General features: G+C 64.2%; 23 protein-coding genes and 2 tRNA genes. 18 read left to right on the forward strand and 7 right to left on the reverse strand.

Features of this window, described 5'->3' with window-relative positions; genetic code table 11:
* Positions 1-62: 62 nt before the first annotated feature.
* Positions 63-1,058: an LLM class flavin-dependent oxidoreductase gene (locus AC0L3C_RS30980; protein ID WP_473409844.1), complete on the reverse strand. Its 996-nt coding sequence runs from the start codon at positions 1,056-1,058 to the stop codon at positions 63-65.
* 232 nt (positions 1,059-1,290) lie between these two features.
* On the opposite strand from AC0L3C_RS30980, the gene AC0L3C_RS30985 reads away from it, so the two are divergent.
* From AC0L3C_RS30985 to AC0L3C_RS31000, 4 genes are all read left to right on the forward strand, one after another.
* A complete protein-coding gene (locus tag AC0L3C_RS30985) occupies positions 1,291-1,713 on the forward strand; it encodes an MgtC/SapB family protein (protein ID WP_473264396.1) in 423 nt (140 codons plus the stop codon).
* A gap of 137 nt (positions 1,714-1,850) precedes the next feature.
* Positions 1,851-2,354 carry a peptidase associated/transthyretin-like domain-containing protein gene (locus AC0L3C_RS30990; RefSeq protein ID WP_473409845.1) on the forward strand — a complete coding sequence of 168 codons (504 nt, stop codon included), beginning with the start codon at positions 1,851-1,853 and terminating at the stop codon, positions 2,352-2,354.
* Positions 2,355-2,365: 11 nt separating this feature from the next.
* On the forward strand, positions 2,366-2,995 hold the full coding sequence (locus AC0L3C_RS30995; protein ID WP_473409846.1) for a ferric reductase-like transmembrane domain-containing protein: 630 nt from the start codon (positions 2,366-2,368) through the stop codon (positions 2,993-2,995).
* Positions 2,996-3,189: 194 nt separating this feature from the next.
* Complete coding sequence (locus AC0L3C_RS31000; protein WP_473409847.1) at positions 3,190-3,666, forward strand: Crp/Fnr family transcriptional regulator; 477 nt, start codon at positions 3,190-3,192, stop codon at positions 3,664-3,666.
* A 126-nt stretch (positions 3,667-3,792) separates the two neighbouring features.
* Here the strand turns inward: AC0L3C_RS31000 and AC0L3C_RS31005 are convergent, their stop codons facing one another.
* Together AC0L3C_RS31005 and AC0L3C_RS31010 are read right to left on the reverse strand one after the other, a co-directional pair.
* Positions 3,793-4,197: a VOC family protein gene (locus AC0L3C_RS31005; RefSeq protein ID WP_473409848.1), complete on the reverse strand. Its 405-nt coding sequence runs from the start codon at positions 4,195-4,197 to the stop codon at positions 3,793-3,795.
* A gap of 849 nt (positions 4,198-5,046) precedes the next feature.
* A tRNA-Thr gene (locus AC0L3C_RS31010) sits at positions 5,047-5,121 on the reverse strand.
* A 315-nt stretch (positions 5,122-5,436) separates the two neighbouring features.
* Here AC0L3C_RS31010 and AC0L3C_RS31015 point away from each other — a divergent pair.
* From AC0L3C_RS31015 to AC0L3C_RS31035, 5 genes are all read left to right on the forward strand, one after another.
* Complete coding sequence (locus tag AC0L3C_RS31015; protein WP_473278752.1) at positions 5,437-5,649, forward strand: hypothetical protein; 213 nt, start codon at positions 5,437-5,439, stop codon at positions 5,647-5,649.
* 25 nt (positions 5,650-5,674) lie between these two features.
* On the forward strand, positions 5,675-7,378 hold the full coding sequence (locus AC0L3C_RS31020; protein WP_473409885.1) for an FAD-dependent oxidoreductase: 1,704 nt from the start codon (positions 5,675-5,677) through the stop codon (positions 7,376-7,378).
* Between the two features lie 293 nt (positions 7,379-7,671).
* Positions 7,672-7,980 (forward strand): EthD family reductase, encoded by a 309-nt coding sequence (locus AC0L3C_RS31025; RefSeq protein ID WP_007615494.1) that lies wholly within the window; start codon positions 7,672-7,674, stop codon positions 7,978-7,980.
* Between the two features lie 285 nt (positions 7,981-8,265).
* Positions 8,266-8,775: a hypothetical protein gene (locus tag AC0L3C_RS31030; protein WP_473264388.1), complete on the forward strand. Its 510-nt coding sequence runs from the start codon at positions 8,266-8,268 to the stop codon at positions 8,773-8,775.
* Between the two features lie 19 nt (positions 8,776-8,794).
* Complete coding sequence (locus AC0L3C_RS31035) at positions 8,795-9,619, forward strand: alpha/beta fold hydrolase (protein WP_473409849.1); 825 nt, start codon at positions 8,795-8,797, stop codon at positions 9,617-9,619.
* A 6-nt stretch (positions 9,620-9,625) separates the two neighbouring features.
* On the opposite strand, the gene AC0L3C_RS31040 is transcribed toward AC0L3C_RS31035, so the two are convergent.
* Entirely contained in the window at positions 9,626-10,279 is a 654-nt protein-coding gene (locus tag AC0L3C_RS31040; RefSeq protein WP_473278749.1) for a TetR/AcrR family transcriptional regulator, read from the reverse strand.
* An 82-nt stretch (positions 10,280-10,361) separates the two neighbouring features.
* On the opposite strand from AC0L3C_RS31040, the gene AC0L3C_RS31045 reads away from it, so the two are divergent.
* The 9 genes from AC0L3C_RS31045 to AC0L3C_RS31085 all read left to right on the forward strand — a co-directional run bounded on the left by AC0L3C_RS31045 (position 10,362) and on the right by AC0L3C_RS31085 (position 16,304).
* On the forward strand, positions 10,362-11,300 hold the full coding sequence (locus AC0L3C_RS31045; RefSeq protein WP_473409850.1) for an SDR family oxidoreductase: 939 nt from the start codon (positions 10,362-10,364) through the stop codon (positions 11,298-11,300).
* Positions 11,301-11,326: 26 nt separating this feature from the next.
* Positions 11,327-11,986 carry an NAD(P)H-binding protein gene (locus tag AC0L3C_RS31050; protein WP_473409851.1) on the forward strand — a complete coding sequence of 220 codons (660 nt, stop codon included), beginning with the start codon at positions 11,327-11,329 and terminating at the stop codon, positions 11,984-11,986.
* An 81-nt stretch (positions 11,987-12,067) separates the two neighbouring features.
* The gene (locus AC0L3C_RS31055) at positions 12,068-12,505 is read left to right on the forward strand and encodes a DUF2948 family protein (protein ID WP_007615475.1); all 438 of its coding nucleotides are present in this window, start codon (positions 12,068-12,070) and stop codon (positions 12,503-12,505) included.
* 151 nt (positions 12,506-12,656) lie between these two features.
* Entirely contained in the window at positions 12,657-13,952 is a 1,296-nt protein-coding gene (gene hisD / locus AC0L3C_RS31060; RefSeq protein ID WP_473409852.1) for a histidinol dehydrogenase, read from the forward strand.
* Positions 13,949-14,446 carry a UPF0262 family protein gene (locus AC0L3C_RS31065; RefSeq protein WP_007615473.1) on the forward strand — a complete coding sequence of 166 codons (498 nt, stop codon included), beginning with the start codon at positions 13,949-13,951 and terminating at the stop codon, positions 14,444-14,446. The genes hisD and AC0L3C_RS31065 overlap by 4 nt, the downstream gene beginning before the upstream one ends.
* A 5-nt stretch (positions 14,447-14,451) precedes the next feature.
* Complete coding sequence (locus AC0L3C_RS31070; protein ID WP_473264381.1) at positions 14,452-14,919, forward strand: arsenate-mycothiol transferase ArsC; 468 nt, start codon at positions 14,452-14,454, stop codon at positions 14,917-14,919.
* Positions 14,920-15,075: 156 nt separating this feature from the next.
* On the forward strand, positions 15,076-15,705 hold the full coding sequence (locus tag AC0L3C_RS31075; protein ID WP_007597557.1) for a Maf-like protein: 630 nt from the start codon (positions 15,076-15,078) through the stop codon (positions 15,703-15,705).
* Between the two features lie 155 nt (positions 15,706-15,860).
* Entirely contained in the window at positions 15,861-16,043 is a 183-nt protein-coding gene (gene yacG, locus AC0L3C_RS31080) for a DNA gyrase inhibitor YacG (RefSeq protein ID WP_473409853.1), read from the forward strand.
* 185 nt (positions 16,044-16,228) lie between these two features.
* Positions 16,229-16,304: transfer RNA gene (locus AC0L3C_RS31085), tRNA-Phe, on the forward strand.
* A gap of 46 nt (positions 16,305-16,350) precedes the next feature.
* Here the strand turns inward: AC0L3C_RS31085 and AC0L3C_RS31090 are convergent.
* From AC0L3C_RS31090 to AC0L3C_RS31100, 3 genes are all read right to left on the reverse strand, one after another.
* Positions 16,351-16,917, reverse strand: a complete 567-nt coding sequence (locus AC0L3C_RS31090) for a DUF4142 domain-containing protein (RefSeq protein WP_473278737.1) — start codon at positions 16,915-16,917, stop codon at positions 16,351-16,353.
* A 76-nt stretch (positions 16,918-16,993) separates the two neighbouring features.
* Complete coding sequence (locus AC0L3C_RS31095) at positions 16,994-18,211, reverse strand: class I SAM-dependent methyltransferase (protein ID WP_473409854.1); 1,218 nt, start codon at positions 18,209-18,211, stop codon at positions 16,994-16,996.
* A 4-nt stretch (positions 18,212-18,215) separates the two neighbouring features.
* Positions 18,216-19,004, reverse strand: a complete 789-nt coding sequence (locus AC0L3C_RS31100; RefSeq protein WP_473409855.1) for a DUF1365 domain-containing protein — start codon at positions 19,002-19,004, stop codon at positions 18,216-18,218.
* Positions 19,005-19,007: the final 3 nt, after the last annotated feature.

Genomic DNA, 19,007 nt, shown 5'->3' on the forward strand with positions numbered 1-19,007 from the left:
TCCCTAGCCCTCCCCCACAAGGGGGGAGGGAACGCACCTTTGTCGGGCGCCAGACTCTGCGCTCACCCCGCCAGCCGATCCCTTACCCCGGCTGCGATCTCGAACGAGCGCAGCCGTGCGGCGTGGTCGTAGATCTGGCCCGTGGTCATCAATTCGTCCGCGCCGGTCTCGGCGATCAGCGCCTTCAGCCTCTCTTCCACCACGGCAGGCGAGCCGACCGCCGAGCAGGACAGCGACTGGCCGACCATCGCCTTCTCCGCCGGCGACCAGAGTGCATCCATGTCGTCGACCGGCGGCGGCAGCGGGCCGGGCGTGCCGCGGCGCAGATTGATGAACTGCTGCTGCAGCGAGGAGAACATGCGCTGCGCGCCCGCGTCGCTGTCGGCGGCGAACACGTTGACCCCGACCATCGCGTAGGGCCTGTCGAGCTGGGCCGACCGCTCGAAGCGCGCGCGATACTCGCGCAGCGCCGGCATCATCATCTGCGGCGCGAAATGCGAAGCGAACGCGAACGGCAGGCCGAGCATGCCTGCGAGCTGCGCGCCAAAGGTGCTGGAGCCCAGGATCCACAGGGGCACCTTCGTCCCCATGCCCGGCACGGCGCGGATGGCCTGGTTCGGCTGCACGTCGCCGAGCAGCGCCTGCAACTCCAGCACGTCCTGCGGAAAATTCTCGGAACTGGTGGCGAGATCGCGCCGCAGCGCCCGCGCGGTGAACTGGTCGGTGCCCGGCGCCCGCCCGAGCCCGAGATCGATCCGCCCGGGATAGAGCGAGGCCAGCGTGCCGAACTGCTCGGCGATGACCAGCGGCGAATGGTTCGGCAGCATGATTCCGCCGGAACCGACCCGGATGGTTTTAGTGCCGCCCGCGATATGCCCGATCACCACCGAGGTCGCCGCACTCGCGATGCCGGTCATGTTGTGATGCTCGGCCAGCCAGAACCGCTTGTAGCCCCAGCTTTCGGCGTGCCGGGCCAGATCGAGCGAATTGCGAAACGCTTGTGACGCATCGCCGCCTTGGCGGATGGGCGCGAGGTCGAGCACGGAGAAGGGGATCATGGGTGGGTCCGAATGGCGCGTGCGATGGGAACGTGGACTCGACATGTAGGAGCCGGCCGCAGGAATACCAGCGGAAACGATCATGGTGCTGCGCCGCCTCCATCGCGCGGAGGCGAAGCCTCGCTGCACTGATGCATGCGGCAAATTCGCCTGCACCGAAACCTCGGGCCGCATTGCGGCGTTGCTGGCCGGTTTAATCAATGGCCACGATTTTTATTTCGAGGACTTTCCTTTGGACAGATTCAATATCGGCGTTCATGTCGTTGCGCTGGCTGCGGCCTTCGCGCTCGCCGTTCCCATTGGCTGGGACCGCGAGAAGCGGGCGCGAAGCGCGGGCTTGCGCACCTTTCCGCTGGTCGCAATGGCAAGTTGCGGCTTCGTGCAGGCCAGCGAAAGCCTGCTCGTGCATTCGCCCGACGGCATGGCAAAGGTGATCGAGGGCCTCATCACCGGCATCGGCTTCATCGGCGGTGGCGCTATCCTCAAGCAGGGGAATTCGGTGCAGGGCACCGCGACGGCCGCGAGTCTCTGGGCCACCGGCGCCATCGGCGTCTCCGTCGGGCTCGGCGCTTACGATGTCGCGGTGACGGTCGCCGTATTCACGTTCCTGACGCTTCGCTTGTTGACGCTGGTGAAGGAAGAAGACGATCATTGATGGCGTGTGCGAGCGGCCTGCACCCCCGTTCACAACACCGTCATCGCGCCCCGTTCCACCCCTCGTCTCAACTGGGCGTCTCGCCCCTGTTGTTGTACCATTGCCGGAGCTACTGCTCCGTTGCAGGAGGAACCGACATGACCACGGTCCTACTCAATCGCCGCAACCTCCTTGTCGCTGGCGGCTCCGCCCTGGCCACCGGCATGTTGGCAACCGGTGTTCCCGGCCTGCTATTGCCTGCCCGCGCGGACGGCCTCGCACCGACCGAGACGATGTCGGGCGGGGCGAACAACTACCGCAAGGGCGCGGCGATCGTGGAGCGGATCGGCAAGGGCGGCTTCTGGATGAGCGGCACCGTGCGCCGCGCCGGCGACGGGGCGCCGCTCGCAGACCAGCGCATCCAGATCTGGGCGCACACCACCGAAGGACAGGAGCACGAGCCGCAGAGCCATGGCGCCACGCTCACTGACAAGGACGGCAAGTTCCGGCTCGAGATGCCGCAGATCATTCCCATCTTCGGCCAGCCGCATGGCCACCTCGCCTATGACAGCGGTGAGTTCAAAACCGTTTTCCTGCGACCGGTGATGCGGAGCGCCAAGGAAACCAGCCTGGAAGCGCATTTCGTGCTGCAGCCGGCCTGACCACATTGCAAATGAAAGGCTGGAGATCGGCCCGGGCGTCCCTGATCTGGGTTGCCCTTGCTTTGGCCATCGGCGTGCCGATCGCGCTCGCTGCCGGAAGCGAGCAGCTCGCATGGCGCGGCCCGGTCTACATCCTCGCCGGCTTCGCCGGGATCATCGCGCTCGGTCTCGTGCTCGTTCAGCCCCTGCTGATCGGCGGATATCTGCCGGGTCTGTCGGCCTATCGCGGCCGGCGCGCCCATCACTGGATCGGCGGCGCGCTGGCTCTGGCCGTCGTGATCCATGTCGCCGGCCTCTGGATCACCAGCCCGCCCGATATGATCGACGCCCTGACCTATACATCGCCGACGCCGTTCTCCCCCTTCGGCGTGACCGCCATGTGGGCCATCTTCACGGTCGCGCTTCTGGCGCTGCTACGCCGACGATTGGGACTGCGGCTGCGCACCTGGCGCATCGTCCATGTTCCCCTCGCGATCGTCATCGTCGCAGGCAGCGTGGCCCATTGCCTGCTGATCGAGGGGGCGATGGAGACAGTGTCGAAGGGGGCGCTGTGCGCAGCCGTGCTCGCGGCGACCGTCAAGGTCATGGTTGATCTCTGGCGAAAGCGAACGCTCCGCGGCGAGAGTGTTGCGCGGCAGTAAGAGTAGGGTGGGCAAAGGCGCGTAGCGCCGTGCCCACCATCTATCTATCAATAGTGGTTGGTGGGCACGCTTCGCTTTGCTCACCTACGAGCTACGAAATTTTCGCTGACCGCCTTGTTCCAACACGTTGAGCATCGTCAGCGCCGATGTCTCCTCTGCTTGCCGCGGAAGGCCGTGAAGATTATCCTCCCGCGATGGCCGTCAGTGTGCCCGACCTGAAAGCATTCCTGCTCGCCACGCCGTTCTTCGGCGGTATCCCGGATCAAAGTCTCGATCTCCTGATGTCGATGCTGGTCGAGTGCCAATTTGATACCGGAGCAACCGTCGTGACGGAGGGCGAGCCCGGACGCTCGCTGTTCATCGTCAAATCCGGTCGGCTGGCGGTGAGCAAGCGGGCGAATGCGGGGAGCGTAATCCCGATTTCCGTTCTGCAGCCCGGCGATTTCTTCGGTGAAATGACGCTGATTGAAATGCAGAATCGATCCGCCACGGTGATCGCGGAAAGTCCGACGGTGCTCTACGAGTTGACCGCCCAAAAGCTCTATGCCTGCTACAAGGCCGATATCCACGCCTATGTGATCGTCCTGCAGAACATCAATCGCGAGCTCTGCCGACGGCTGCGCCGGTCCGACGATCGCTTTGCGGGGCATCAGGTGGGTGGCGACAAGTGATCAAGTGATAATGCGTAGGATGGGTAGAGCACTTGCGAAACCCATCATGTTTCGTCACCGCCGCAAGGCTGCGATGGTTGGCGGTGGCCATCCGCATGTCGACGACACGAGCGACCCAGCTGCTCGTCAAGATCGAATCGGCTGCCCGATTCCCAGCAGGTTACCTTCGCTGTCGCGAAACCACGCGCCCCGCTCACCGACACCCTTGCTGGGGTAATTCCCGGTAATCGCAGCAATTCCATCAACGGTCTTCAAGCCGGGTAGGTCATATTCCTCGAACTCGACTCCCCGCACGCGAAGCGCGCGCACCGTTGCCTCGATATCCTCGACTTCCCAGCCCATCTGTGTGTGCGTGCCGAATGGCAGTCCGGCCGAGATGAATATCGCAAACTCGCCATTCGCACAGACGTAACGGAGTCCACCCTCGCGCTGTTCGACCGGCTCGAGCCCGAGTTTTTTCGAATAGAACGCTCGCGCCCGATCGAGGTCTTTGGCTGGAAGCCGGGTTGCCACCTTCGCGTTCCCAAGCATGCCTCTCTCCTTTTTTAGTCTTAGGCTCGCGTAGGATGGGTAGAGCACTTGCGAAACCCATCATGCATGCTTGGCCACCGAACAAGGTCTTAGCTGCGCCAGGACTGTCGCGGGATTGCCTCTTGGATTCGCCGATTATGTCAAAAGCAGCACGCGTGGCCAAGGGCGACCCGTCGGGCAAAACACCCGCCTCCCGCAAAACCTCGTCAACCCTCCTCCAGAAAAATATTCCACTTTACCGAAATTCGGAATCGCAGTATCAATCCGCCATCCCGGTCCAGGGAGAGGGGCGATCGTCCGTCATAACGAACGTGGATCGGGGGGCGGTGGACGCGGCAGTGCCGGGCACGCGAAGGCGGGATCAGGGCGAGATGAACCTCGTGAGGTCCTGTTGCGTGCGGACGAACGGCGCTCAAGTCCAGTGAAGCCTTCGGGCGAAGCAGGACGTGTCCGGCGAAGCCTCTTGGCGAAGCCGGATCGCTGCGTACGGCAAAATCGTGTGGTCCTGGCCGTCGTTGCTACGGTCAAGCCTTGCGGAGATGGATCGAGGCTCAACTGGGTCTTTGGCCATCGTCAATTCGCAAGGCGACGGTGACAAAAAGGAACTCGTCGCCGGGGAGAGCGCGGCATAAGCCGTCAACCCACTGCGCAGGGAAGGCCGAGTGTTCGGCGTCACCTGTATGCTGCTGTGCGGTCTTTTTGCGTGTGCTTTCGCGCAGCGGACCGCGGGTGCCAGCCGGCACCCGGTCTTCCCTGCGCCCTCTTCACAGAGGAGGGTCAAGGTAAAAGCAAAGCTCGGGCATCTCGTGCCGCGAGAAGGCTGCTTCATGTGCGATTTGAGCCAGGGAATGGTGCTGCCAGACAGGATTGAACTGTCGACCTCTCCATTACCAATGGAGTGCTCTACCACTGAGCTACGGCAGCATGTGCTGGGGTAAGAATCGGCCGCCACGAGGGGCCTACCAAGCGGGCCGATATCTGCCACAAGCCCCCCTCCTGTGCAAGCTTGCTGGCTCAGCCAAGGCGATAAAATCGGGTCGATATCGGGGCCAAAATGCCTATTTTGGCTCGAAACGGCCGACTTTCCGCGGAATAGGTTCCGATATCCCCACCCAACTGGCCAGTTGCCCGATACGCCGGATTCAATCCATTTCGATTTTCGCACGATCGGATCGCGCGGGCCTCTTGAGCTGCCTTATTCCTCGGGCATGTTATCGCCGATCGCTGTAATGGACCTCGATGGCAGACGAGAACGACAAGAGCACGAAGCAGGACTCCAGACACGACCGGGCGTCTCGCGACGACCGGCTGAAATCGGCGCTGCGCGAAAACCTGAAACGGCGAAAGATGCAGGCGCGCGAACGGGCCGCAAGTGGCGGCCCCTCGCGGAACGAAGATGATTCCCTAGATGAGGGGACCGCCGGCGAGATAGCCGACAAGACCGGCGACTAGAATTTTGGAGTGCATGGACGTGGCAATGGGGCAGGACGAGCAACGACCCGAGAGTGACGCGCAGATGTCGCGGTTCACCCGCCCTGAACAGACCTTTCCGACGCTGACATCAGCCGAGATCGAGCGGATGAGACATTTCGGCGAGGTCCGCAACTATGCCGATGGGGAATTCCTGTTCGAAACCGGGAAGCCCGGGCCGGGCATGTTCGTCGTGCTGAAGGGCCACGTCGCCATCACCCAGCGCGATGGCCTTGGTCATGTCACGCCGTTGATCGACCAGGGGCCGGGGCAATTTTTGGCCGAGCTGAGCCAGCTCTCCGGACGGCCGGCGCTGGTGGACGGCCGCGCCGAAGGCGATGTCGAGACGCTGCTGTTGCCGCCGGAGCGGCTGCGCGCGCTGCTGGTCGCCGAGGCCGAGCTCGGCGAGCGCATCATGCGCGCGCTGATCCTGCGCCGGGTCAATCTGCTGCAGGGCGGCGTCGGCGGCGTCGTGCTGATCGGTCCGTCGCATTCGGCAGGCGTGGTGCGGCTGCAGGGCTTCCTCACACGCAACGGCCAGCCGCATCATCTGCTCGATCCCGCGCGCGATCGCGACGCCGCCGACGTCATCGCGCGTTATTCGCCCAAGCCGGACGACTGGCCGCTGGTCGTCACTCCCGATGGTGCGGTGCTGCGCAACCCCGGCGAAACCGAGCTTGCGCGCGCGATCGGCATGATCGGCGGCCCGCGCAACGATCGCATCTACGACGTCGCGATCGTCGGCTCCGGGCCGGCCGGGCTCGCTACGGCCGTGTATGCCGCGTCCGAAGGCCTCTCGGTCGCCGTGCTCGACACCCGCGCCTTCGGCGGCCAGGCCGGCGCCAGCGCGCGCATCGAAAACTATCTGGGCTTTCCGACCGGCATTTCCGGCCAGGCCCTGACCGCGCGCGCCTTCAACCAGGCACAAAAGTTCGGCGCGGAGATCATGATCCCGATGACGGTGAAGTCGCTCGACTGCACGCGCAAGGATGGCGCGTTTTCGGTGGCGCTCGACGGCTGCGATCCCCTGCATTCGCGCGCGGTGGTGGTCGCGAGCGGCGCGCGCTATCGCCGACCCGAGATCGAGAACCTCGACACGTTCGAGGGCCGCGGGGTCTGGTATTGGGCCTCGCCGGTCGAGGCGAAGCTGTGCGCCGGCGAGGAGGTCGCGCTGGTCGGGGCCGGCAACTCGGCGGGGCAGGCCGCTGTTTTCCTCTCGGGGCACGCCAAGAAGGTGCTGATGATCATCCGCGGCGGCGGCCTCGGCGCCAGCATGTCGCGCTATCTCATCGAGCGCATCGAAGCCACGCCGAATATCGAACTGATGTTCAACACCGAGATCACGGCGCTCGAAGGCGACGAGGCCTCGCTGCTGCGGCGCATCCGCTGGAAGAGCCGGCTCTCGAGCGACGAGGATTTCGCAGACATCCGCAATCTCTTCCTGTTCGTCGGCGCCGATCCCGCCACCAACTGGCTCGACGGCTGCGGCGTGACGCTCGATCGCGGCGGCTTCGTCGTGACGGGTGCGCAGTCCGAGCAGAACCAGGGCCGACTGGTCGCACCGCTGGAGACCTCGGTGCCCGGCGTCTACGCCGTCGGCGACGTCCGCTCCGGCTCGGTCAAGCGCGTCGGCGGCGCCATCGGCGAGGGCGCCCAGGTCGTGGCCTCCCTGCACGGCTTCCTCGGCGACGCCGCAAAACCGGCGCTTTAGAGCACGATCCGGAAAGCGTGCAGCGGTTCCGAAAAGATCGTGCTCAAACAATGAGTCAAGGAGAAGACAAGCAGATGGCAAGTCGATTGAGGCTTGCCATCCTGCGGTGTGATGCGGGACTATCTCCTCATCCTGAGGAGCGCGCATCGCGCGCGTCTCGAAGGACGAAGGCCCGGATGCAACAGCCGGGCCTGCATGGTTCGCGCGGCGATGCGCAAGTATCGTCCGCAGGGGCGCTCGCGCGCCTCCTCACCATGAGGATCGACAAAGAAAACGCTTAACGGGAGGACTAAATGGCTGAAATCGTCGTGCTGTATAAAACGCCCACGGATGCTGCGGCCTTCGACAAATACTATGCCGAGACCCACATTCCGCTCGCGAAGAAACTTCCAGGCCTGAAGAAGTACGCCATCAGCAAGGGGCCGGTCGGCTCCCCCGCTGGACCTTCCGGAATCCATCTCGTTGCCATTCTCACCTTCGACAGCACGGCCGACATCCAGGCGGCATTCGCTAGCCCGGAAGGTAAGGCGACCGGCGCTGACGTGCCGAAATTCGCCAGTGGCGGCGCCGACCTGTTGATCTTCGACACCAAGGAAGTGTGAGCCGCGATTCGACTTTCGTCGACTCGTAGCCCGGATGGAGCGAAGCGCAATCCGGGGACACTGCATTTGCATGCGAAAATCCCGGATTACGCTATCGCTCCATCCGGGCTACGCACCACAAACTGCCGTCGTTTGTGACAGCGTTGCAAAAAACTCAGCCATGCGTTTGTCGATTCGCACGATGACGCATGGCTGCGCACGCATGTGTGACACCAGCGCGTGTGGCAATCCGATGAGGACCGTAATATCAATCCCGAACTCGACGCAGAGAGTAGGAGAGATGTCATGGTTCTTGGGTTGAGCTTGCCCGCCTTCACGCTGGTTCATGTCATCATCAGCCTGATCGGCATCGCAGCCGGCCTTGTCGTGATGTTCGGCCTGCTCGGCTCGAAGCCGATGCCGGGCCTGACCGCGATTTTCCTGCTGTTCACGATCCTCACCAGCGCCACCGGCTTCCTGTTTCCGTTCAAGGAACTGCTGCCGTCACATATCATCGGCATCATCTCGCTGGTGCTGCTCGCGATTGCCTGCATCGCGCTCTACGGCATGAAGCTCGCTGGCGTCTGGCGCCCGGTCTACATCGTGACCGCGATGATCTCGCTCTACTTCAACGTCTTCGTGCTGGTGATCCAGTCGTTCCTGAAGGTGCCGGCGCTTGCCGCGCTCGCGCCCGCCGTGGCGCCGGCGCCGCCCGGAGGTCCCGTGTTCGCCGTGGTGCAGGGCCTCGTGCTGGTGTTCTTCGTGGTGCTCACCGTCGGTGCCTGGCGCCGCTTCAAGCCGATGGCGTTCGCCTGATCATTCAAGGAGCCTGACAATGCCTACCATCACCGCCAAGGACGGCGTCGAGATATTCTACAAGGACTGGGGAAGTGGCCAGCCAATCGTGTTCAGCCACGGATGGCCGCTGTCGGCCGACGATTGGGACGCGCAGATGATGTTCTTCGTCACCCGCGGCTATCGCGTCATCGCGCATGACCGTCGCGGCCATGGCCGCTCGTCGCAGGTCGCCGACGGCCACGACATGGATCATTATGCCGACGATCTCGCGGCCGTGACCGCGCATCTCGACCTGAAGAAAGCGATCCATGTCGGCCACTCCACCGGCGGCGGCGAAGTCGTGCATTACATCGCGCGCCACGGCGAGAGCCGGGTGGCGAAGGCCGCGATCCTCTCCGCGGTGCCGCCGCTTATGCTGAAGACGGAGGCCAATCCCGGCGGCCTGCCGAAGAGCGTGTTCGACGATTTCCAGGTGCAGCTCGCTGCCGGCCGCGCCAGCTTCTACCGCGACATCGCGGCCGGCCCCTTCTATGGCTACAATCGTCCCGGTGCAAAGCCGTCGGAAGCGGTGATCCAGAACTGGTGGCGCCAGGGCATGATGGGCGGCGCGAAGGCCCATTACGACGGCATCGTCGCGTTTTCGCAGACCGACTTCACCGAGGATTTGAAGAAGATCACGGTGCCGGTGCTGGTGATGCACGGCGACGACGACCAGATCGTGCCCTACGCCGATTCCGCGCCGCTGTCGGCCAAGCTCTTGAAGAACGGCACGCTGAAGACCTACAAGGGTTTCCCGCACGGCATGCCGACGACGCACGCCGAGACCATCAATGCGGACCTGCTGGCGTTCTTCAAGGAGTGAGCGGCCTTACGCCAATATCGCCCTGATCGCGTCGAAGGTGCGCTTGACGAAAGCTTCCGGCTTCTCCCGCGCCCCTCCGCCGATCCAGCTCTCGCCGCCGACGCGCATCGCGCCGGTGGCGATCATGGCGACGAGGCGTGCCTTCAACTGGTCCGATTTGGTTCTGGCGCGCTGGGCGAGCCCGTCGGCCAGCGCCCGCTCGAGCTTCTCGTATTTGAGCTGATCGCGCGCCCGAAGCGCGGGATTGTCGCGCTTGAGCCGCGACATGGCCGCAGCCTCGGCAGGATCGATCCGCTTGAGCGCCGCCGCGATCGCGTTCTCGGCCGCCGTCAGCATGGTTTCGCCCGCCGGCCGCGCCACGACCTCCGCGACCAGTGCGGCAGCGGCGCCTTCCTGCCAGGCCGCGACCACGTCCTCTTTCGAGGCGAAATAATGGAAGAAGCTGCGTCGCGACACGTCGGCCGCGGCAGCGATGTCGTCGATGGTCGTGGCCTCGAAGCCACGCTCCAGGAATAGTGCCATCGCCCCGCGGGTCAACCGTTCGCGGGTCTCCTGCAATTTACGCTGGCGCAGGCCGGGGCCATCGGCGGATTTTGCCCCTGCCGGCAATGGCTTGGTGCGCCTGTTGACTGATTTCCCGGCGACCTTTGAAAGCTTCAAATCATTTCACCACTTGCAAAATTGCACTCAGTGCACATTTAGACCCGTCGCGGGCCTTTTCCCAGCCCGACGGAGCTATGGCATGACCGACTGGACCACGACAGACATCCCCTCCCTCAGCGGCAAGACTGCCGTCGTGACCGGAGCGACGGGCGGCCTCGGCTATGAAACGGCGATGGCGCTGGCGGGCGCCGGGGCCATCGTCATACTCACCGGGCGCAACGACGCAAGGGGCCTGCGCGCGATCGAGGGCATTTGCGAGCGCTTTCCCAATGCACTGATCGCCTACGAGCATCTCGACCTCGCCAGCCTGGCCTCCGTCTCCGATTTTACCAGGCGCTTCGCCGCCGGCAACGAGCAGCTCGACCTGCTCGTCAACAATGCCGGCGTGATGGCGCTGCCGAAGCGGCAGCAGACGGCGGACGGTTTCGAGATGCAGCTCGGCACCAATTATCTCAGTCATTACGCGGTGACGGCGCAGCTGTTGCCGCAGCTTCGCCGGGCGAAGGCGGCTCGGGTCGTGAACCTCTCGAGCCTTGCGCACCGCTCCGGTTCGATCAATTTCGACGATCTGCAGGCTAGGCATTCCTATCGTCCGTGGCGGGCTTATTGCCAGTCCAAACTGGCGATGCTGATGTTTTCGCTGGAGTTGCAGCGCCGCAGCCTCGCCTCAGGATGGGGTCTGACGAGCCTTGCCGCACATCCCGGCTACGCGCGGACCGATCTGATTTCGAACGGGCCGGGTGCGAACACGTTCCAGTCGCGCGTGAGCCGCTGGCTGCAGCCTTTCATCAGCCAGTCTGCCGCGGAAGGCGCGCTGCCGACTTTGTTTGCGGCGACCTCGCCGTCGGCGGAGCCCGGCCGCTATTACGGTCCGAACGGGTTCTACGAATTGAAAGGGCCGCCGCGGCCGGCGAAGATCATGCCGCAGGCGAAGGATTTCGCCTCGGCAGCCATGCTGTGGGATGTCTCGGCGACGTTGACCGGTATATCCTTCGACGAGATCGCGGCCGCCGCATGAGCCGCGAGCCTGTCGGGGAGCTCCCGATGCAGATCATCATTTTCGGCGCGACCGGCATGGTCGGGCAGGGCGTCTTGCGCGAATGCCTGATCGATGCCGGCATCGACCGCGTGGTTGCGATCGGCCGCAGCCTGACCGGCGTGCGCAACGCCAAGCTCACGGAGATCACGCACGGCGATTTCACGGACTATTCGGCGATCGAAGCGCAGCTCACCGGCTTCGACGCCTGCTTCTTCTGCCTCGGCGTCTCCTCGATCGGCATCAGCGAGGAGCGCTACCGTCGTCTCACCTATGACCTCACGCTCGCAGCGGCGACCGCGCTGGCACGGCTCAATCCGCAGATGACATTCGTCTATGTCACGGGCGCCGGCACCGATTCCACCGAGCAGGGTGCGCGGATGTGGGCGCGGATCAAGGGCAAGACCGAGAACGATCTGCTCAAGCTACCGTTCAGGGCGGCCTACATGTTCCGGCCCGGTGCGATCCAACCGCTCCACGGTGCCCGCTCCAAGACCGCGTGGGTGCAGGCCGTATATGCCGCAACCTGGCCACTGTGGTCGGTGCTGCGCCGGCTCTCGCCGCGGCTCGTCACCTCGACCGAGCAGATCGGCCGCGCCATGATCCGGGTTGCGCGGGAGGGGTATCCGCGAAAGGTGCTGGAGATGGAGGATATCAATAGCCTCTAGACCAGTGGGGCGTTAGTTCTAGGGAAATTTCGCCGCCGGCGCGCGTTGAGCCCCGTCCGCCCGAAGCAGAAAGCGCCGTCGATGTCTCCCCAGCTCAAACTGATCGCACTCGACGCCGACGACCTCTCCGTGATCTCGGCCCACGTCCAGGACGCCCGCGTGCAGCCCTCGGACATCATATGGCGGCAGAGCGAAAAGCGGCTGGTCGTCGGCATGAGCCGGTTGGACTGGGAGCAGACGCTGGACGGCGAGGCCGAGCCGCGCAGGCTGGTGGCCGCCCTCCGTTTCGACCGCGTGCTCGCCTGCAAGTCGCGCAACATCGACCTCGACGCGCCGGACACCGTCCTGGACCTCGTCGGCATCGAATTCCACGGCCAGGACGCCCCCGGCGGGAGCGCGCTGCTGCTGTTCGCCCAAGGCGGCGCCATCCGCCTCGACGTCGAATGCCTGGAATGCGAGCTGACTGATCTGGGAGCGGATCAGCTAGGAACGGGGTTGGAGGCTGAAGGCGAGGGGTGAGTGGCATGCCAAGGCCACGCATTCCGCTTTCGCCAGGACAACGCCGAAGGGGAACGGCCCGGCCCAAGGGTTGACGCAGCTTCCCCGCCGCGCCATTGAGCAGGGGCCTGGTGAGCCAAGCCGCGCCCCCAAAAACCAGTTAGAAGCCAAGATGCCCGTTCGTCTCGACCGCAGCAGCGCCGATTTTGATCAGCGATTCGGGGCCTTCCTCGCCGCCAAACGCGAGGCCTCGGCCGACGTCGAGGCGGCCGCGCGTGCCATCGTCGACGACGTGGCGAAGCGGGGCGATGCTGCCCTGCTCGAGGCCACGGCAAAGTTCGACCGGTTGACGCTCGATGCATCCGGCCTGCGCGTCACCGCCGCCGAGATCGAGGCCGCGGTGAAGGCCTGCGATGCAGCGACGCTGGATGCGCTCCAACTCGCGCGCGACCGCATCGAGATCTATCACCGCCGGCAACTGCCGAAGGACGAGCGTTTCACCGATCAGCTCGGCGTCGAGCTCGGCTGGCGCTACACCGCGATCGAATCCGCCGGCCTCTACGTGCCCGGCGGCACTGCGGCCTATCCGTCCTCGGTGCTGATGAATGCGGTGCCGGCAAAGGTCGCCGGCGTGACGCGTCTCGTCATGGTGGTGCCCTCGCCCGACGGCAAGCTCAATCCGCTAGTGCTGGCGGCAGCAAAGCTTGGCGGCGTCACCGAGATCTATCGCGTCGGCGGCGCGCAGGCGGTTGCTGCGCTCGCGCATGGCACCGCGACGATCGCGCCGGTCGCCAAGATCGTCGGACCCGGCAACGCCTATGTCGCCGCGGCAAAGCGGCTGGTGTTCGGCAAGGTCGGCATCGACATGATCGCCGGTCCCTCGGAGGTGCTCGTCATCGCCGACGACACCGGCAATGCCGACTGGATTGCCGCCGACCTGCTGGCGCAGGCCGAGCACGATTCCAGCGCGCAGTCGATCCTGATCACCGATTCGGCGCGCCTTGCCGCCGATGTCGAAAAGGCCGTCGAGGCGCAGTTGAAGACGCTGCCGCGCGCCGCGATCGCCAGCGCCTCCTGGGCCGATTTCGGTGCCATCATCATGGTGAAGAACCTCAACGACGCCATTCCGCTTGCGGATGCGATTGCCGCCGAGCATCTCGAGATCATGACGCAAGATCCCGACGCGCTCGCCGCAAAGATCCGCAACGCCGGCGCCGTGTTCCTGGGGCCGCATACGCCGGAGGCGATCGGCGACTATGTCGGCGGCTCCAACCACGTGCTGCCGACGGCGCGCTCGGCACGATTCTCGTCGGGGCTCTCGGTGCACGATTTCCTCAAGCGCACCTCGATCCTGAAATGCGGCCCGGATCAGCTGCGTGCGCTGGGTCCGGCCGCGATGATTCTCGGCAAGGCGGAGGGGCTTGATGCCCATTCGCGCTCGATTGGATTGCGCCTCAATTTGTCATGACCCAGCCGCCCGAACAGGACGACTCGCAAAATCGCATCGTCGGCGTCACGCTCGACGAGGACTCGATCGGCCGTTCCGGGCCGGACATCGAGCATGAGCGCGCGATCGCGATCTACGATCTGATCGAGCAGAACCTGTTCGCGCCGGAGGGCGCCGACGGAAAGGGCCCCTTCACGCTGCATATAGGCATCACCGGCAGCCGCCTGATGTTCGACATCCGCCGCGAGGACGGCACGCCCGTGGTCGCGCATCTGTTGTCGCTGACGCCGTTCCGGCGGATCGTGAAGGACTATTTCATGATCTGCGACAGCTACTACCAGGCGATCCGTACGGCGACGCCGGACAAGATCGAGGCCATCGACATGGGCCGCCGCGGCATCCACGACGAGGGCTCGCGCACGCTGCAGGAGCGGCTGAAGGGCAAGGTGCGGGTCGATTTCGAGACCTCGCGCCGGCTGTTCACGCTCATTACCGTCCTGCACTGGAAGGGTTAAGCGCGATGGCGGGTCCGCCACGCGCACGCGATCCGCAATCGGTGCTGTTCGCCTGCGCCATGAACAGCGTGCGCTCGCCGATGGCCGAGAGCCTGCTGCGTCACATGTTTCCGCAAGGCCTTTACGTGAAGTCGGCCGGCGCCAGGCGCGGCGAGCTCGATCCGTTCGCGGTCGCCGTGATGGCCGAGCTCGGCCAGGACATCTCCACCCACAAGCCGCAGACCTTCGAGGAACTGGAGGATTGGGAGGGGCTGAATTTCGACCTGATCATCACGCTGTCGCCGGAGGCGCACCACAAGGCGCTGGAGCTGACCCGCACGCTTGCGGCCGAGGTCGAGTATTGGCCGACGCTTGATCCCACCACCATGGAAGGCAGCCGCGACCAGAAGTTGGCGGCTTACCGCGACGTCTGCGACCAACTCCTGATGCGCATCCGCCGGCGATTTTCGAAGGTGGGCGCGGCGAACGGGTAGCATTCGACGCCCGTAACACCCGCGTCACAGACTGCAGGCACACGCTTCCCGTGCCCGTCGAATCGGTAAAGTCCGGGTTCCCGGGTTGTGAAATCAGCCCCCGTCCGATAGGTTCCGCGCGCAATTCACCCCCTGCTTCATTCCCCAAATCACCTGATGCTCGGCCGCCCCAAATTCGTTCTCGCCTCCGGTTCGCCGCGGCGCCTGTCGCTGCTCAACCAAGCCGGCATCGAGCCGGACGCGCTCCGGCCCGCCGACGTCGATGAGACGCCGAAGCGGGGCGAGCTGCCTCGCGCCTGCGCCAACCGGCTCGCGCGCGCCAAGGCGGATGCGGCGCTCAAATCGGTGCAGCTCGACGACGAGCTGCGCGGCGCCTTCATCCTCTCCGCCGACACGGTGGTGGCGGTCGGCCGCCGCATCCTGCCCAAGGCCAACCTCGTCGACGAGGCCGCGCAGTGCCTGCGGCTGCTGTCGGGCCGCAACCACCGCGTCTACACCGCGATCACCCTGGTGACGCCGCGCGAGGCCTTCCGCCAGCGCCTGGTCGAGACCCGCGTCCGATTCAAGCGCCTCTCGGAAGACGACATCCAGGCCTATATCGGCTCCGGCGAATGGCGCGGCAAAGCCGGCGGCTACGCCGTGCAGGGCATCGCCGGCTCATTCGTGGTCAAGATGGTGGGGTCCTACACCAACGTCGTCGGCCTGCCGCTCTACGAGACCACCACGCTGCTCGGCGGCGAAGGTTTCCCGATCCGCTTCGGCTGGCTCAACGCCACCGCCGTCTGAGCCGACAAGCCGCTCCTGCAAAAATCGCGAAAACAACCCCATGCACAGTAGAATTAGCCCGCGGGAATCTGGCCGGGACGCCTGCGCTTCCGCCGGAGGAACCCCTTTGGCGACAGGCTCTTGAACTCTCTCACCTCGTGTAAGCCGAGCACCCTATGGACGACCAGGTGAAAAAGCCCGCAAGCCCTCTCAAAACCTGCCCGATCTGCGGCAAGCCGCAGTCCGGGGCCACCCGCCCGTTCTGCTCCCAACGCTGCCGCGACGTCGATCTGAACCGCTGGCTGAAAGGCTCCTATGTCATTCCCGGCCGGGATGACGAGGCCGATGGAGAGGAATAAGCCTATCGTATCAATTATTTAAGTTCTCGATGCGCCGTCGCGCGCCGTTCCCTCCGAGCCCCGTCCCGCCTTGTGCACTGCCGGGCCGCGGCCCGCGAAGCCATCGGCGAAGCGTGGGTGGACAGGCAGCCTTCAGCCCACTATAAACCGCCCGCTCGATGGGCTTTGGCCCCTCTTTGGAGCACGCCCAGGTAGCTCAGTTGGTAGAGCATGCGACTGAAAATCGCAGTGTCGGTGGTTCGATTCCGCCCCTGGGCACCACGGCTCTTGTGAGAGCCTGATCTCCAAATCATTCAGCCGCACCTAGCTAGTTATCCGATTTTCCGACCGTCTTGCTGCCGAGTTGCGCCTGGACGGCGCGTGCGAGGGCCAGATGCTGCTGCAGGATCGGGACAGTCTCCGTGGCGAACTGTTTGATTCTTGTATTCTCGCTCGAGTGCATCTCGTTCGAGAATTTTTCGATGTCTTCGGAGTGATCCTTGATCTGGGTCTGCATGAAGGCGCTTTCGAAAGCGTCGCCGGTCAGCTGCGCCATCTTCGACCGAGTTTCTTGGCCTTCCTTCCCGATCCCGTCGGACAGGGATACGTGCAACTCATTGCCGAGCGCCGCTAGACGGCTCTCGATTTGCACGTGATCGTTCACCATGAGCCGTGCAAAGGCCTTCAAAGCCGGGTTAACTGCCCGCTTTTCCGCCAGCAGGCAGACTTGAATTTCCGCTTGGTTGTCTTCGGCGGCGTAGTTGAGGAACTGCTGGTCCTTGCCTCCCGCCGAGTCTCCCCCCGAGTCCTGGCCGGCCTGCCGTTGCGCTTGTGCCGGTCCCAAAGCAAAGAGGCCTATCAGGGCCAGAGTGGTTGCCAATCTGGAGCGATGCATCTTCGATCTCCTTTGCCTGCCGCGTCTTCGTATCCGTGGCAGAGCAAATCGGACGATCGGCTCATGTTCCTAATCGTCAGCTTCGGCGCGCGAATACCAGCTGCCGGACGTCGATCTTTTCGGCCCTGAAACCTGCCTCGCAGTAGCACAAATAATATTCCCACAGCCGCCGGAACGGCTCGTCGAATCCGAGCGAGGTCAGGTCCGTCCAGGCATGGCCGAAGCTCGTTCGCCAGACCGCGAGCGTCTTGGCATAGTCCTGTCCAAAGACCCGCTCGCGGATCAAAGGCATCTGCACGCGTTCGCCGAGTGAGCGCAGGACATTCGGCGAAGGCAGCATCCCGCCCGGAAAAATGTATCGCTGGATGAAGTCCACGCGCCGCCGGTAGCTGTCAAAGAGCTCGTCCCGGACGGTGATCGCCTGGATGCCGGCAAGACCGCCCGGCTTGAGCCGTTGATGCAGTTGATTGAAGTATGTCGGCCAGAACGGCTCGCCGACGGCCTCGATCATCTCGATCGAGGCGATACGGTCGAACTGCCCGTCCTGATCGCGATAATCCTGCAACCGGACCTCGACTTTTTCGCCGAGCCCGGCTTCGTGGATTCGCCGGCTGGCGAATGCGTGCTGCTCCTTGCTGATGGTGAGCGCCAATACCTTGGCGCCGTAAGTTTTGGCGGCATATTCGGCAAAGCCGCCCCAGCCGCAGCCGATCTCGAGCAGGGTATGCCCGGGCCGCAGCTCGATCGCTTTCGCCAGCTGTTCGTATTTGTGCCGTTGAGCGGCGAGCAGGTCGGTCGCATCGGGCGAGAACAATGCCGACGAGTAGGTCATGCTCGGATCGAGCCAGGCCGCAAAGAACGCGTTGCCGAGATCATAGTGGGCGTGGATATTCAGCCGCGATCCCAGTCGCGTGTTTCGGCGCAACCGATGCAGCGCGCGCCGGCAAAGCCGGACCAGTGCATTGCCGGCGAAGGCGCTATCGACCAGGTCTTGGTTGAGACAGAACACGTAAAGCAGCTGGGAGAGATCCGGCGTGCTCCAATCGCCTCGAACGTAAGCCTCGGCCATGCCGATATCGCCGCCCAGGACCAGACTTCGCGCGAAGGCGTAACTGTTGAGTTCGATGGTCGCCGACGGACCCGGATGCGTTCCCCGCAACACCACCGTTCTGCCGTCGGGAAGGCGAACATCCACGGTGCCGAGCTTGAGCCGCGAGGCAAGCCGCAGCGCGAGCCGCGCGAGCAAGGGAACGTCATCGAAACGAGCAGTCTGGTGAGTGGCTGCGAGGTCCATGGCTTCACATTCGGCGTTGGTTCGGACGGGGAACGTAAGGAACATTTTTCAGCCAAAGCCGGATCGCTTCCCAATGAATGGCCGCGACGACCTTGAAGGTGAGAAGTGGCAGAGTGACGAGCGTCGCCAACAGCGAGCGGCTGGTCAGCGGGCGACGTCGCCCGGAGAATGCGGCCGTAAATATAGCGCCGTGCTCGTCGGTCTGCACGATTCTGACCTTCACGTGCTGGTCCGGCGGGGCAATGCTGAAGCGATACTTCGTTCGCATCTCCATGAATGGCGAGACGTAGAACTCCTTCGCCTGGCATTGTCGTATGGCACCGCCGGCAGCAGCGTCCTCGACCGGAAGGACGTAGGAATGGATTTCGCCAAAAGTGTTGCGGACTTCGTAGATCAGCAGCGCAAGATTGCCGCAGCGGTCATAGCAGAAGTAGATCGAAAGCGGATTGAACACGAAGCCGAAGAGCCGCGGATAGCACAAAAGGAGGATGCGCCCGCCCGACAGATCGATATTGCGTTGTTCGGCCAGGCGTCGCACATGGTTGCTCAAGGATGCGCCGTTGCGCTTGCCGTGATCGGATTCGTGAAAGCTGAAGACTGACGCGCGATTGACGCCGAACAGGCGAGACTGGCGATCCGCTTCATCAAGCCGGTCGAGGTCGATGAGCAGGTTCATGACCCGGTAAGCGAACCTGTGATGCACGGGCCGCATGCGCGCGTGCGTCACCCTGCCCAGATAGAGCGCGGCTGCAGATGACGTCGCCGTTCGTTCTGGAGCGCCCGGTTGCAACATGCT

This window comes from Bradyrhizobium sp. WSM4872, assembly GCF_055811715.1.